The sequence below is a fragment of the Zhengella sp. genome, from assembly GCF_041397485.1.
Taxonomy (GTDB): Bacteria; Pseudomonadota; Alphaproteobacteria; order Rhizobiales; family Rhizobiaceae; genus Zhengella.
Map to the genome: position 1 here is coordinate 66,886 of NZ_JAWKWO010000005.1, position 15,339 is coordinate 82,224.

The window sequence follows — 15,339 nt, forward strand, 5'->3', positions numbered from 1 at the left end:
TGAAGGACAGGATCATGAACCGCATGGACACGTTTTCGATGCCCCGTTCCGTCGATGAAATCACCGGATCGCGCCGCTTGCGGCGGATGCGCAAGGCCGACTGGTCGCGCCGGCTGGTGCAGGAGACGCGGCTGACGGTCGATGACCTGATCTGGCCGATCTTCGTGATCGAGGGCGAGAACCGCAGCGAGGACATCGCGGCCATGCCGGGCGTCCGGCGCATGACGGTCGATCTCGCCGTGCGCGAGGCGGAAAAGGCGGCCAGGCTCGGCATTCCGGCGTTGGCCACGTTCCCCAATATCGCCATGGACCGGCGCGACGATACCGGCTCCCACATTCTCGACGCGGACAACGTGATCAACAAGGCCAGCCGCGCCATCAAGGCCGCGGTGCCGGAGATCGGCATCATCACCGACGTCGCGCTCGACCCGTTCACCAGTCACGGCCATGACGGCATCCTGCGCGACGGCATCATCGTCAACGACGAGACCGTGGACCTGCTGGCCCGCGCGGCGGTGGGGCAGGCAGAGGCCGGCGCAGACATCATCGCCCCTTCCGACATGATGGACGGACGCATCGGTGCCATTCGCGATGCGCTGGACGCAGCCGGTTTCCAGGACGTGGCCATCATGTCCTATGCCACCAAGTTTGCCTCCGGCTTCTACGGCCCTTACCGCGAGGCCGTCGGCACCGGCGGTCTGCTCAAGGGCGACAAGAAGACCTATTACATCGACCCGTCCAACAGCGAGGAAGCCATCCGCGAGACCGAAGCCGACATCGCCGAAGGCGCCGACATGGTGATGGTCAAGCCGGGCATGCCCTATCTCGACATCTGCCGGCGCCTCAAGGACACGTTCGGCCTGCCCACCTTCGCCTATCAGGTCTCGGGCGAATACGCGATGATCAAGGCGGCATCGGCCAACGGCTGGCTGGATCATGACAGGGCCATGCTGGAAAGCCTGGCGGCCTTCAAGCGGGCGGGCTGCGATGGCATCCTCACCTATTTCGCGCCACAGGTGGCGGAGATGCTGAAAGGCTGACCGCGAAGGCGGCCAGCCCTTGCCGGCGCCTTGCAGTCAGGCTGCCTGTGCCCTTGTCGTCAGCACCGTGTAGAGGAAGATCAGCATCGACAGGATGGTCAGGACCGAGCCGATGGCGGCCAGGGTCTCGCCCTGCTGCCTGAGCACCATGACGATGCCCGGCACGATGGTCAGCACGCCCAGCGTGGCCACCCCGTAGTGAACCTTGGCCAGCGGCCGAGCCGCGGCGGCGGGCACGAGGTGATAGTAGAAACCGAAAAGCCCCATCGTCACCCATCCGATCAGGTTGAGATGGGCGTGGGCGCCCGACAGCATGTGATTGCCGCTGGCCGACATCTGGATTCCCCAGACCATGCCGATGGTGACGAAAAGCGCCGCGGTGGCGACGAAGAGAAAAGCTATGCCGCGCATGTCGGGTCCCTCCCTGTTGCGGTCCACTTCCTTCCGCCCCCTTGCCGGCAACCGCGTCCGGCAAGCCATCGGCCCGGCCCTCCCGACACCGGAACCGGAAAACGCGCGTCCGCGCACGCTGCCATTCGGGAAACTGTCCGGGTTCATCTTGTCCGATTGCCTAAAAATCAGTCTTCAATGAATCAATTCGTTTTTCAAGCACCCGGACAGCCGTTTCTTTGTCTCCGGCCGGTCCAACCCCTCGCTTCCTTGAACCGGCAGGCACGCCTTCCCATGTGAAGCCTTGCAAGCATTGCAGTTCCCGGACGGGAAGAAAGGCAGGAAAGACTTGGCACGCACGATCGACGGCAAGACGGTCCATGACAGCGGTTTCCCCGCGGATGAAGACTGGCGCCTGTATGAGGGGGTGCGCACGCGGCGCGTCATGGCGTTTTTCATTGATTACGTCATCATCCTGCTCCTGATGATCCCGTTTGCCATCCTGGTCTTTCTGCTGGGCATCGTCACGCTGGGTCTTGGCTGGATGCTGTTTGCCGTCTTCGGCCCCTTCGTGGCGCTGACCTACGTGGCCATGACGCTGGGCGGCGGACGGCAGGCGACGGTCGGCATGCAGATGACGGGCATCCGGCTTGCAAGGCTGGACGGGTTGCGGATCGATCCGCTGCTTGCCATCGTCCACACGGTCCTGTTCTGGGCCGGAAACGTGTTCACCTCCGGCCTCATCCTGCTGGCCACGCTGGTTCTGGACCGCAAGCGCACGGTTCACGACCTCCTGCTCGGCACCGTCGTGGTGCGCGACAAGGCCTGACGGCGGCCCTGCCCGCGGCAGGGAATTCGGCACTCGCCAACGGCCGCGCACCATTCTACAGTGTCCATGGACGAATCCTCGCCCGCGGACGTTGAATGGCCGATTTCCATACCTATGCCACCTTTGCCATCATCGCGCTGACGGTGGTCGCCTATGTCAGCGACCGCTTCGCGCTGGAGGCGGTGGCGATCGGCTCACTGGCCGCGTTCCTGGCGCTGTTCGCCCTGTTTCCCTACGCCAACGGCGATGGCGCGGCGGTCCGGCCGGAACAACTGGTCGCAGGCTTCGCGAACCCGGCGCTGGTCACCGTCATCGCGCTGCTGATCGTCGGCCAGGGGCTGTTCGCCACGGACGCGATGGACCAGCCGGCGCGCATCGCGGCAAAGGCCGGCGGCGCTTCACCGGTGCGGGCACTGGCCGTGACGCTGCTTTCGGCTGCATTCCTCTCAGCCTTCCTGAACAACACGCCGGTGGTGGTCATCTTCATTCCCGTGCTGACCGTTCTGGCCGCACAGCGCAATTTCTCCGCATCGCGGGCGTTGATGCCGCTCTCGTTCCTCTCGATCCTGGGCGGCATGACGACGATCATCGGCTCTTCGACAAACCTGCTGGTGGCCGGCGTGGCACAGCGCAACGGTCACGAGGTCGGCTTTTTCGACATTACAGCGCCGGGATTGATGCTGGCGGCGGCCGGTGCGCTGTACATCTTTCTCGTCATGCCGCGCATCCTTCGGCGGGGTACGCGCGGCGGCGAGGAGAGGCGGCGGGCGGCCGGGGCGCAGTTCATCGGCGAGATCACGGTCGGCGCCGGCCATCCCTTTCTCGGCATGGAATCGCGCGCGGGCCTTTTCCCCGGGCTGAAGGATCTGATGCCGCGGCTCATCATCCGGCGCGGGATGGATTTCCTGCCGCCTTTCGAGAACATGGTCATATCCGAAGGCGACCGCGTGGTCGTTTCCGGCACGCGGCGCGCCTTCATGAATGCGCTGGCGCGCGGCTCGGCCACGCCCTCGACGCGCGAGGACAGCGAGGACAATCCCCGCGTCAAGCCGGGTCCGGCCTACCACGTGGCCGAAACCGTGGTCACGCCGGGTTCGCGCCATGCCGGACGCACGGTACGCAATGCCGGCATCCAGTCCACCCATGGCGTGGATGTGCTCGGCATCCAGCGCAAGAGCCGCATGGGGCGTGTTCCGCTGGCCGACATCCGGCTGGAGCCGGGCGACACGGTGCTGGTCGGGGCGGACGAGCAGCATCTGCTTTCCATGCGCGACAGCCATGACCTGCTGCTGCTGGAATGGTCGGCACAGGCCGTACCGCAGCGCCAGAAGGCATGGATCGCCTTCGTGATCTTTGCCCTCATCGTGACAACGGCGGCGACCTCGCTGGTGCCGATCGTGGCCAGTTCAGTGATCGGCGCGGCCATAATGATCGCCACGGGCTGCCTGACATTGCAACAGGCGGCGCGCGCCTTCGACCGCCAGATCTTCCTGCTCGTCGGTTCCTCTATCGCCGCGGCCACGGCGCTGGAGCAGACCGGCGGCGCCAAGCTGATCGCCGATGGCGCCGTCATGGCCATGGCCGGACAAGGCCCGGCCGTGCTGCTGTCCGGCCTGTTCCTCGTCGTGGCCCTGATGACGAACGTGCTGTCGAACAACGCGACCGCCGTGCTGTTCACGCCCATCGCGCTGGACATGGCGGCCAGCACAGGCCTTCCGGCTGCGCCGTTCATCGCCGCCGTCATCTTCGCCTCCAACGCCTCGTTCGCGACACCGGTCGGCTACCAGACCAATCTTCTGGTGATGGGACCGGGCGGATACAGGTTTTCGGACTTCGTGAAGGCCGGCCTGCCGCTCGTCCTGCTGATGTGGCTGACATTCACCCTGATCGCGCCATGGTATTACGGGTTTTAGCGAGCCGGAAACCGATGGAAAAAATTGGCATTGGCGAACGCGCCGGCGGCTACTATCTTGAGCATTCATGACGCAGCAACCCGTTCACAATCCGCAGTTCTACCTGACCGCGCCATCGGCCTGCCCCTATCTGGAAGGCCAGTTCGAGCGCAAGGTCTTCACGCACCTGGTCGGAGACAAGGCGAGCGAACTGAACGACCTGCTGACACAGGGCGGTTTCCGCCGCTCCCAGAACATCGCCTACCGGCCGGCCTGCGAGACCTGCCGCGCCTGCGTCTCGGTTCGCATCCTGGCGCAGGAATTCACGACATCACGCAACATGCGCCGGGTCGTCGCCGCGAACGAGGACCTGGTTTCCACGGTCTATGACGCGGAGCCCTCGACGGAGCAGTACAGCCTGTTCCGCAGCTATCTCGATGCACGCCACCGGCGCGGCGGCATGTCGGACATGACGGTTCTCGACTATGCGATGATGGTGGAGGACACACATGTCGACACGCGGATCATCGAATACCGCAAGCGCGGGCCGGATACGTTCATCACCGGCAAGGGCGAAGGCGAACTGGTTGCCATCGCGCTGACCGACGTGATGGGCGACGGCCTGTCCATGGTCTACTCCTTCTTCAACCCGGACATGCCCGAGCGCTCGCTGGGAACGTTCATGATCCTCGATCACATCGAACGGGCACGGACGATGGGCCTGCCGCATGTCTATCTGGGTTACTGGGTGCGCGGCTCCCGCAAGATGGACTACAAGATCCGGTTCCGGCCGCAAGAACATCTCGGCCCTTCGGGCTGGGCCCGCTACGAGGACTGACCCGGCTTGACCACGCAAACAGATCACGTGAAGGGCCTCGCGGTCACCGGGCTGGGCGGCATGCTGCTGACCTTCGACATTCCGTTGCTCAGGCTGGGTGACGGCGAATCGTGGTCCGTCATCTTCCTGCGCTCGGTCTGCTCCATCGTCGTCATGCTTGCCGTCTGGCTGGCCCTCAAGCGGTTCGGGCGCAATCCGCCTCCGCTCATCCAGGGCCGGACCGGCTGGATCGTGGCGGCACTCTATGCACTCACCGGACTGTGTTTCCTGCTGGCCGTCTTCCTGACGCCAACGGCAAACCTCGTCTTCATCCTGGCACTCAATCCGATGATCGCCGCCCTGCTGGGCCGCATCTTCCTGGGCGAGCGGCTGAGGCGCGAAACCCTTGTCGCCATGATCGCCATGGCAGCGGGCGTCTTCATCATCGTTTCCGGCGGAATTGCCGCCGGAAGCCTGATCGGCAACCTGCTTGCGCTTGGCGCTGCCGGATCGCTGGCCGCCGCGCTCACCGTCTCGCGGGCCAGCGGCAAGGACATGGGCTTTTCAGCCGTCATGTCAGGGGGGTTCCTGATCCTGATCTCCGGCATTGTCGTGCTGTTCAACGGCTACCGGATCGAGGCCCCGGTCTGGATCGTCCTCGACGGGGCAATCCTGCTGCCCATCTCCATGTTCTGCCTGGCCACGGGAACGCGCTGGCTGACGGGGCCGGAAGTGGCCATGTTCTACATGCTGGAAACCGTTCTGGCGCCGATCTGGGTCTGGTGGATCTTTTCCGAAGTCCCCGAGCGCCACACCTTCATCGGCGGTGCAATCGTGCTTGGCACGCTCGTCATCCACACGGGCGTCCAGATCGCGCGGGACCGCAAGCGCCGGCTGGCGGCGCGGCCCGTCTGAAGCCCGGTCCGCCAGGCAGGCTGGCATTGCATGGCAGCTTCCCGCCCTTGCGTTTGCATTGCAGCATGAACCGGTTTAGCTAGAACGCGAACCGCGCGCGTGCCCCACGCGCCCCATGCCTCCCGTTGACAAGGCTCAAACATGATCAAACCGACCCTTGCGGCCGTTGCCGGCCGCATTTCGTCCGGGCGTCCGCGTGACCGGCTCGGCACCCTTTCCGTTTCGCAGACAAAGACAGAAATCCTATCAGGCCTCACCGTGGCGCTGGCGCTGGTGCCGGAAGCCGTGGCTTTCGCCTTCGTGGCGGGCGTTCACCCGCTTGTCGGGCTTTACGCCGCCTTCATCGTCGGCCTCGTCACGGCGCTGCTGGGGGGCAGACCGGGGATGATTTCCGGGGCCACCGGAGCGCTCGCCGTGGTGATGGTGTCTCTCGTCAGCCAGCATGGCGTGGAATATCTCTTCGCCACGGTCGTGGTGATGGGCGTGCTCCAGGTTCTGGCCGGCATCTTCCATCTCGGCAAGTTCATCCGGCTGGTGCCCCACCCCGTCATGCTCGGTTTTGTCAACGGGCTGGCCATCGTCATCTTCCTGGCCCAGCTCTCGCAATTCCAGGTGCCGGGATCGGCCGAAGGTGCCGGCGGGCACGGCATGGCGAACGGCCAATGGCTGACCGGGCTGCCGCTCGCCACCATGCTCGGTCTGGTGGCACTGACCATGGCGATCATCTGGGCCATGCCGCGACTGACAAGGGCCGTGCCGGCGCCGCTGGCCGGCATCGGAGTCGTGGCGGGGCTGGTCATCGTGTTCGGCATCGATGTGCCGCGGGTGGGCGACATGGCGTCGATCGAGGGCTCGCTGCCCGCCTTCCACATCCCCATGGTGCCGCTGACGCTGGAAACCCTGAGGATCGTGCTGCCCTATGCCTTCATCCTGGCCGCGATCGGCCTGATCGAAAGCCTGCTGACGCTCAACCTGGTGGGGGAGATCACCGGCCAGCGCGGCGGAGCGTCGAAGGAGTGCGTGGCGCAGGGAACGGCCAATGTGGTGACCGGTTTCTTCGGCGGCATGGGCGGTTGCGCCATGATCGGCCAGTCGATGATCAACGTGAAGTCCGGCGGGCGGACGCGCCTTTCCGGCATCGCGGCCGCGCTGTTCCTGCTCAGCTTCATCCTGTTTGCCGCCCCGCTCATCGAGCAGATCCCGCTGGCCGCGCTTGTGGGCGTGATGTTCATGGTGGTGATCGGCACGTTTGCCTGGAACTCGCTTTCCATCCTGACCAGGATTCCCCGTGCCGATGCCTTCGTCATCCTTCTCGTGACGGTTGTCACGGTCTGGACGGATCTGGCCACCGCGGTGGTGGTCGGCGTCATTGTCTCGGCCCTGACCTATGCGTGGCAGAATGCGCGCCGCATTCATGCGCGGGTGACGACAGAGGGGGACGGCACGAAGACCTATTCCATCGAAGGGCCGCTTTTCTTCGGATCCACCGAGGGATTTCTCGACCTGTTCGACCCGGCCGGGGACCCGGACGTCGTCGTGGTCGATTTCATGAATTCGCGGGTGGCCGACCAGTCGGCGCTTCAGGCCATCGAGACGCTGGCGCAGAAATACGAGGCGCAGGGAAAGCGCCTGCAATTGCGCCACCTCTCGCGCGATTGCCACCATCTCCTGACTCGCGCCGGCCAGCTCATGATCGACAGCGAGGACGATCCCGACTACGGGCTGGCTGTCGATTATGACGTGCGCACGGGCTCATTCGGCAAGGGTCACTGACTGGCGCGAAGAGCTGCAAATCGCATTCGGATACGACGAAGGCCGGGCACCCTGCCCGGCCTTTCGCTTGTCCGCCTGCGGGACTGCCCGTCTATTCCGCCGCTTCCGGCAGACGCGCCGGCGCGATGTCCAGAGGCCCGGCATGGGCATGCGCAGGCATTTCCTCGTCCTCCGGTTCATCACGCGGATTGGGCCGCAGGAGCCTGACAGCAAGCCAGCCGATGCCCTTGCGCACATCGTCCATGATGGAGAAGAGCGAGGGCACGAAAAGCAGGCTCAGCACCGTGCCGACGAGCAGGCCGCCGATCACGGCGATCGCCATGGGCGCGCGGAACTCGCCGCCATCGCCATGGGCAAGGGCAGCGGGCACCATGCCGGCCGACATGGCGATGGTCGTCATGATGATCGGCTGGGCGCGCTTGCGGCAGGCATCAATGATGGCCTCGCGGCGCGCGATGCCGCGCGCGATTTCCTCGATGGCGAAATCCACCAGCATGATCGCGTTTTTCGTCACGATGCCCATCAGCATCAGGATGCCGATGACGACCGGCATGGAGACCGCCTGGTTGGTGAGCCAGAGGGCGCCGACAACCCCGCCGATGGACAGCGGCAGGGACAGCAGAATGGTGACGGTGTGGAAGACCGAGCCGAACAGCAGGATCAGCACCACCATGACCAGCATCAGGCCGGTGATCATGGCATTGCGGAAGGATGTGAAGACATCACCCATCACCTCCGCGTCACCGGTTTCCTGGATGCGCACACCTTCCGGCAGGTTCTGCACTTCCGGCAGCGCCTTGATGGCCTTCAGCCCCTCGCCGATCTCGGCCGTTCCGGCCATGTCGACACCGATGACGACACGACGCTCACGGTTGAAGCGCTGGATCGACGACGGTCCCTGCGCATAGTGGATATCAGCGATGGCGGACAGCGGCACAGTCGCGCCGGATGCAAGCGGTACCGGCAATTGCGACAGGACCGAGAGGTCATCGCGCTGGGTTTCGTCAAGCTGGACACGGATCGGGATCTGGCGCACGCCGTCCGTGAACTTGGCCAGCTTGGCATCGACATCACCGATGGTGGCCACGCGCAGCACATCGGAAAGCGCGGCCGTGGACACACCCAGCTGCGCCATCAGGTCGCGATCCGGCTCGACAATGATTTCCGGACGGTCCAGCGCCGCATTGGAGGTGATCGCCCGGAACATGCCCGTTTCGGCCATGGCGCTCTGGATCTTGCGGGCCTCATCGTCCAGCAGGTCGCCGTCGGTGCTCATGACACCGATTTCGAGCGCGCGCTGGCCGCGGTCGTTGACGTAGGAGGCGCGAAGATCCGGGATGGTCTGCAGGATGTCGAGGATATGGTTTTCCAGATCGTGTTGGGAAACCTCGCGCTCGCTCTTGTGCTGGAGATCGACGACCATGGTGGCACGACGCAATTCCAGCGTGCCGGTCGGGTTGGCGCCGCCGATCACATAGACATTCTCGACCTGCGGGATAGCCAGCACGGCCTCGCTCGCCCGGTCGGTCGCATGGCCGGTGTCCTCCAGCCGCGCGCCGGGCGGAAGCTCCAGCGAAAAGACCACGCGCGAGGCATCCTGGCGCGGCACGAAGCCCGCCGGCAGCATGGTGGTGGCCATGATGGCGCCGACGAAGAAGGCGACGCCTCCCAGAAACGTGATCCAGCGGAAGCGAAGGCTTGCACCCAGCAGACCGAGATAGCCGCGCATGACAAGGCCCGGCCTGAATTCGTGGTCGCCATGGGGCCGCAGGAAATAGGCGGCCAGCAGTGGCGTGATGAGGCGTGCCACCAGCAGCGAGAAGAAGACGGCCACCGCGACAGTGAGACCGAACTGCTTGAAATACTGGCCCGCCACGCCGGACATGAAGGAGACCGGCGCAAAGACCGCCATGATAGTGGCTGAAATGGCGATCACCGCGAGACCGATCTCGTCGGCAGCTTCCAGCGCGGCGCGATAGGGCGTCTTGCCCATCTTGATGTGCCGGACGATGTTCTCGATCTCCACGATCGCGTCATCGACGAGGATGCCGGTCACCAGCGTCACGCCCAGAAGGCTGACCAGGTTGAGCGAGAAGCCCAGGTGATCGAGGACAAGGAAGGTCGGGATGATCGACAGCGGCAGGGCGACCGCGGAAACCAGGGTCGCGCGGATGTCGCGCAGGAACAGGAAGACGACGATGACCGCCAGTGCCGCGCCCTCCAGCAGGGTCTGCATGGCCGATTCATAGTTGCCAACGGTGTAGTCGACGGAGTTGTCGACGCGGTCGATGGTCACGCCGGGATAATCCGCACGCAGCTTTTCCACCGCGTCCGTGACACGGCGGGAAACGTCCACATCGCTTTCGCCCTTGCCGCGGAACACGCCCATGGACACGACAGGCTCGCCATTGACGCGGGCGAAGGAGCGCGGTTCGGCCCAACTGTCGGTGACGGTGGCAATATCGGACAGGATCACGCGCCGCCCGCCCGCAAGCGGGATTTCGAGCGCGCGCAGGTCGTTGACGCTTGCCACGCCGCCCAGCGTACGGATGGTCTGCTCCCGTCCGCCGATCTCGGTGCGCCCACCCGTCAAGTCGACATTGGCGGCGCGCAGCGCGTTGTTGACGGCCGAAGCGGTGACGCCCAGCGCATTCATGCGGTCGGCGTCCAGTTCGACCCGGATTTCGCGGTCAACGCCGCCATAACGGTCCACGCGGGCAACGCCCTTCAGCCCCTGAAGGGCGCGGATCGCCTTGTCCTCGACGAACCAGGACAGCTCTTCCAGTGTCATGGAGGGCGCGCGCACCGCATAGGTGAGGATCGCCTGGCCTTCCACATCGATGCGATTGACGACGGGTTCGTCGGCCGTGGCCGGCAGGTCGGATCGAATGCGCTCGACGGCATCCTTGACGTCGGTGACGGCCGTGGCCGTATCCACCTCGAGGCGGAACTCGATGACCGTGGAGGACCGCCCCTCGGTGATCGTCGACATGACGTTCTTGACGCCGGTGACATTGGCGACGGCGTCCTCGACGCGCTTCGTCACCTGGGTTTCCAGTTCACTCGGCGCGACGCCGGGATCGGTGACCACGACGGAGACGATGGGAATGTCGATATTCGGAAAGCGGGTCACCGGTAGCTGCATGAAGCTCATCGTGCCCAGAACGGTGAGCACGATGAAAAGCAGCACCGAGGGCAGCGGGTTGCGGATCGCCCAGGCGGAAATGTTCCAGTTCATCGGGCGAGCGCTCCGGTGGCTTCATCGAGGACGGGGGTGATGGCGTCGCCATCGCTGACGAAGACGCCGGCGCGCGAGACGATCTGGTCGCCCTCGGCCAGCCCGTCGGCGATTTCCACCGTGCCGTTGACGCGAATGCCCAGGGTTACCGGCGTGGAAACAACCTTGCCATCGACGACCTTCTGCACGAGCGCGTTGCCGTTGCGGAAGAGGATGGCGCTGGCCGGCAGGGCCAGCCCCTCACGGCTGACCAGTTCGATGCTGGCGCTGGCGAAATTGCCGGCGCGCACCGGTCCGTCGGCCGGCAGCGAAACATAGACCGTGCCAAGCCGCGTGGCCTTGTTCACCTCCGGCGCGATTGCGCGCACGGAACCGGCAAGCGGCGTATCGCGACCGGGGACGCGCACCCGCGCCTTCTGCCCCTCGTGGAGCGCGGGCAGGTGCGTTTCGGAAACGGCGGCCTGCAATTCCAGCTCGTTGTCGATGGCGATCCGGAAAAGCGGGCCGGCGGAGGCGCCGACGACGGCGCCCAGCATGGCGTTGCGGGCAAGCACGAGGCCATCGGCGGGTGCCTTGACCTCGGTGCGGGCAATCTGGCGCTCCAGTTCCCTGATCTGCGCGGCATTGACGCCGGACTGCGCCTCGGCAGCCACAACCGCCTTGCGGGCGGTCTCCAGCTTGGCGCGCGCGCTGTCCAGGCCATTGACGGCATTGTCGAATTGGGCCTGCGAGGCCACGCCCTTCTCGCGCAACTGCCTGACGCGTTCCAGTGTCTCGCTCGCCTGACGCACGGCGACCTCGGCATCGGCGATCTGGGCGCCGGCCTGCGCGGTCTGCGCCTCGATCTGGGCGCGCTGGGCGCGGGCCTGAAGGAGCGCGAGTTCCAGGCCGGACTTGTCCAGAACCGCGAGCACCTGCCCCTTGCGGACCATGTCGCCCTCGTCGGCGCGCAGTTCCAGCACCGTCAGTCCGTTGAGGTCAACGCCGACGGCAGCCTCGTCGCGCGGCATCACGGTGCCGTTGACCGGCAGGCTCTCGGTCAGTTCCTGCCTTCGGACCTCGACCACGCGAATGGCGGGCGCGGGTGCCGAAACGGCCGGCGTGACGGAATCCTGGGCGGCGGCCGGAAGTGCCGGTGCCGCCAAGGCGAGCAGGGCCAGGCCCATCGCGGCGGAAGCGGGTTTGAGGACATGGGTCAGCGGCATGGGTCGTGTCCGGGTCATTGCGCGACAGGGCGCAGGTTGGCTGTGACGGAAGTGCGCACCATGTGCTCCACTTCATCGAGATTGATGCCCTTGGCGGGCAGGTCGTTCAGCACGATGCCCTCGCCGATGGAGACCATGACCGCCATCAGCGTCTCGACCGAGACGGCGGGGCGGATCTGGCCTGCGGCTATGGCGGCCTGAATGCGCCTGAAGATCAGTTCATGGACCTGGCGCATCGAGCATTCGCAGGTCTCAAGCACGGAGGGATTGCGCAGCGCCTCTGCCCGGATCTCGGTGAACAGCGGAGCCATGTTGTTCTCATGGCTGACGCGCAGATGCGTCATCATCGCCTGAACGATCCCCTCGACGATGTCGGGATTGGCCAGGGCCTCCGCCAGCAGCGCGGCATCCTTCGTGCGATCGGCCTCGGCGATGGCTTCGATGATCGCTTCCTTGGAGGGGAAATAACGGTAGAGGGCGCCCGGACTCATCTCTGCCTCCTTGCAGATGTCGTGCATGGAGGCGCCCTGAAAACCGGAGCGGACGAAGCATTTCTTGGCGGCATCGAGAATGCGCACGGTCTGCGCCTCGCGCCGCTCGGCGCGGGTCATGGGGCCCTGGCCCTCATCCTCGTCGTCTGCCAGGCCCATCGGACGTTGATTGGCGGTAGCGGTATCCATCAGCGCTTCGTAAAAATAGAGTGCGAACGTTCGTTCTCGCTATATGCGAACGATCATTCTCGATGTCAACATTACGGCACACGAATGGTTTCGGTTCGGTTGCCCCGGCGGAAAAAACAGAAAAAATATCAAGGCCGGCTCAATGGCCGGAAACGTCAGCCGAACTTGCCGGTGCGCGGGAAGCCCTTGGGCACCATGCGACCGGCGGCTGCGCGCGCGCCGGACCATTCGGCCAAATCCGCTTCCGCGCGGGTAAAGACGCGCCCTGCACTATCGGTCCATGTCAGGCCGTCGGCAATCGCGAAGGTCTTGATGTCGGAGACGCCGCCATCCTTGAAGCGCTGCAGGCGAACGCCCTTGCCGCGCGTCATTTCCGGCACCTGGTCGAGCGGGAAAACCAGCAGCTTGCGGTTCTCGCCGACAATGGCGACATGGTCGCCGGAAACAGGAACGCAGAAGCGCGCCTCGTCAGGCGTCTTCACGTTCATCACCTGCTTGCCCTTGCGGGTATTGGCGACGACATCGGCTTCGGACACGACGAAGCCGTTGCCCTCATGGGACACGACGAGCCGGCGCACCTGCGGATCGTGCACGAAGGCCGTGACGATGTCCTGGTCATTGTCCATGTCGACCATGATGCGGATCGGCTCGCCATGGCCGCGTCCGCCGGGCAGCCGGTCTGCGCCGATGGTGTAGACCTTGCCGCCGGTCGTCAGCACGAGGATCTTGTCTGTTGTCTGGGCGTGGAAGGCCAGCTTCAGCTTGTCGCCATCCTTGAAGGAAAGGCCCGACCAGTCGGCCAGATGGCCCTTCATCGCGCGCAGCCAGCCCTTGTCCGACACGATGACGGTGACCGGCTCCTTCTCGATCATCGCCTGCTGGATGGCTTCCAGATCGCGTTCGGGCGCCTCGGCAAACGTTGTTCGGCGGCGGCCCAGTTCCGTGTCCGGGCCGAAGGTCTTGCGCACATCGGCCACTTCCCAGGCGACCGTCTTCCATTGAAGGGGTTCGGAATCCAGCAATTTGCCGATCTGCGCCTTCTCTTCCGTCAGGGCGTCGAACTCCTTGCGGATCTCGAACTCCTCCAGCTTGCGCAGGTTTCGCAGGCGCATGTTGAGAATGGCTTCGGCCTGGTTATCGGTCAGCTCGAACGTGACCATCAACTGCTTTTTCGGCTCATCCTCCTCGCGGATGATGCGGATCACCTCGTCGATGTTCAGATAGGCGATCAGGTAGCCGCCAAGGATCTCCAGCCGGCGCTCAATGACGCCAAGGCGGTGCCGGGAGCGGCGGATCAGCACGTCCTTGCGGTGCTCCAGCCACTGTTTCAGCACCTCGCGCAGCGAAAGGACGTTCGGCACCTTGCCGTGGCTGAGCACGTTCATGTTCAGCGGAAAACGGCTTTCCAGCTCGGTCAGCTTGAACAGGGACTCCATCAGCAGTTCGGGATCGACCGTACGGCTCTTGGGCACGAGAACGATGCGGATGTCCTCGGCGCTCTCGTCGCGTATGTCGTCGAGCAAAGGCAGTTTCTTGGCGATCAGCAGGTCGGCGATCTTCTCGATCAGGCGGGCCTTCTGCACCTGGTAGGGAATTTCGGTGACCACGATGACCCAGGTGCCGCGCCCGGCTTCCTCCTGGTGCCAGCGGGAGCGGACGCGAAAGCCGCCGCGCCCGGTATCGTAGGCCTCGGCAATCGCCGCCTTGCCATCGACGATGATGCCACCGGTCGGGAAATCCGGTCCTGGCACGAACTGCATCAGGTCGCCGTTGGTGGCATCGGGATGTTCGATGAGATGCAGGGCCGCATCGCAGATCTCGGCGGCGTTGTGCGGCGGGATGTTGGTCGCCATGCCCACGGCAATGCCGGACGCGCCATTGGCCAGCAGGTTCGGAAAGGCGCCCGGCAGGACGACGGGTTCCTCGTCCTCCTCGTTGTAGGTGAGGCGGAAATCGACCGAATCCTCGGTGATGCCCTCCAGCAGCAGCGCCGCGACATCGGTCATGCGCGCCTCGGTATAGCGCATGGCGGCGGCGTTATCGCCATCTATGTTGCCGAAATTGCCCTGGCCATCGACCAGCGGGTAGCGCACGGCGAAGCTCTGGGCGAGGCGCACCAGCGCGTCGTAGATCGCCTGGTCGCCATGGGGATGGAACTTGCCCATGACATCGCCGACGATGCGCGCGCATTTGGCAAAGCCGCGATCCGGGTCGAGGCGCAGCAGGCGCATGGCATGCATGATGCGCCTGTGTACCGGTTTCAGCCCGTCGCGGACGTCGGGCAGCGCACGGTGCATGATGGTCGACAGCGCATAGGCCAGGTAGCGCTCCTCAAGGGCGCGCTTCAGGTCGACCGATTCAATGTCCTTGCCGTCGCCCCCGCCGGGCGGATTGAGGCTTTTTCCCATGGTTCCCGGTTACAGAAAGCGGTGATTCGGGGCAAGAGCGCCAAGCGTTTCAGCGCCTGTGGCGGGGATCACATGCCAGGTGGTCAAAAATAAACTACACTGCCAGTGAAAACTGGACGTGTCCGTTGATCCCGTAGACTCTTCGGCCCGAA

11 protein-coding genes are annotated in these 15,339 nt (G+C 64.9%); 6 read left to right on the top strand and 5 right to left on the bottom strand.

What is annotated here, in order from left to right; all coding sequences use genetic code 11:
* Positions 1–14 precede the first annotated feature (14 nt).
* Complete coding sequence (hemB, locus tag R3D65_RS15245) at positions 15–1,040, top strand: porphobilinogen synthase (RefSeq protein ID WP_371276117.1); 1,026 nt, start codon at positions 15–17, stop codon at positions 1,038–1,040.
* 36 nt (positions 1,041–1,076) lie between these two features.
* Here hemB and R3D65_RS15250 read toward each other — a convergent pair whose 3' ends face one another.
* Positions 1,077–1,451, bottom strand: coding sequence for a hypothetical protein (locus R3D65_RS15250; protein WP_371276118.1), 375 nt, complete (start codon positions 1,449–1,451; stop codon positions 1,077–1,079).
* A 328-nt stretch (positions 1,452–1,779) separates the two neighbouring features.
* Between R3D65_RS15250 and R3D65_RS15255 the strand changes: the two genes are divergently transcribed.
* The 5 genes from R3D65_RS15255 (at position 1,780) to R3D65_RS15275 (ending at position 7,656) form a co-directional block, all read left to right on the top strand.
* Positions 1,780–2,259, top strand: a complete 480-nt coding sequence (locus R3D65_RS15255) for an RDD family protein (RefSeq protein ID WP_371276119.1) — start codon at positions 1,780–1,782, stop codon at positions 2,257–2,259.
* A 95-nt stretch (positions 2,260–2,354) separates the two neighbouring features.
* Positions 2,355–4,172, top strand: a complete 1,818-nt coding sequence (locus tag R3D65_RS15260) for an SLC13 family permease (protein ID WP_371276120.1) — start codon at positions 2,355–2,357, stop codon at positions 4,170–4,172.
* A 67-nt stretch (positions 4,173–4,239) separates the two neighbouring features.
* A complete protein-coding gene (locus R3D65_RS15265; RefSeq protein ID WP_371276121.1) occupies positions 4,240–4,989 on the top strand; it encodes an arginyltransferase in 750 nt (249 codons plus the stop codon).
* A 6-nt stretch (positions 4,990–4,995) separates the two neighbouring features.
* Entirely contained in the window at positions 4,996–5,883 is an 888-nt protein-coding gene (locus tag R3D65_RS15270) for a DMT family transporter (protein WP_371276122.1), read from the top strand.
* 141 nt (positions 5,884–6,024) lie between these two features.
* The gene (locus tag R3D65_RS15275; protein ID WP_371276123.1) at positions 6,025–7,656 is read left to right on the top strand and encodes a SulP family inorganic anion transporter; all 1,632 of its coding nucleotides are present in this window, start codon (positions 6,025–6,027) and stop codon (positions 7,654–7,656) included.
* Between the two features lie 91 nt (positions 7,657–7,747).
* Here the strand turns inward: R3D65_RS15275 and R3D65_RS15280 are convergent, their stop codons facing one another.
* From R3D65_RS15280 to parC, 4 genes are all read right to left on the bottom strand, one after another.
* Positions 7,748–10,894 carry an efflux RND transporter permease subunit gene (locus tag R3D65_RS15280; RefSeq protein ID WP_371276124.1) on the bottom strand — a complete coding sequence of 1,049 codons (3,147 nt, stop codon included), beginning with the start codon at positions 10,892–10,894 and terminating at the stop codon, positions 7,748–7,750.
* The gene (locus R3D65_RS15285) at positions 10,891–12,099 is read right to left on the bottom strand and encodes an efflux RND transporter periplasmic adaptor subunit (protein ID WP_371276125.1); all 1,209 of its coding nucleotides are present in this window, start codon (positions 12,097–12,099) and stop codon (positions 10,891–10,893) included. The genes R3D65_RS15280 and R3D65_RS15285 overlap by 4 nt, the downstream gene beginning before the upstream one ends.
* A gap of 14 nt (positions 12,100–12,113) precedes the next feature.
* Positions 12,114–12,779 (bottom strand): TetR/AcrR family transcriptional regulator, encoded by a 666-nt coding sequence (locus tag R3D65_RS15290; RefSeq protein ID WP_371276126.1) that lies wholly within the window; start codon positions 12,777–12,779, stop codon positions 12,114–12,116.
* Positions 12,780–12,934: 155 nt separating this feature from the next.
* A complete protein-coding gene (gene parC, locus R3D65_RS15295) occupies positions 12,935–15,187 on the bottom strand; it encodes a DNA topoisomerase IV subunit A (protein WP_371276127.1) in 2,253 nt (750 codons plus the stop codon).
* Positions 15,188–15,339 lie beyond the last annotated feature (152 nt).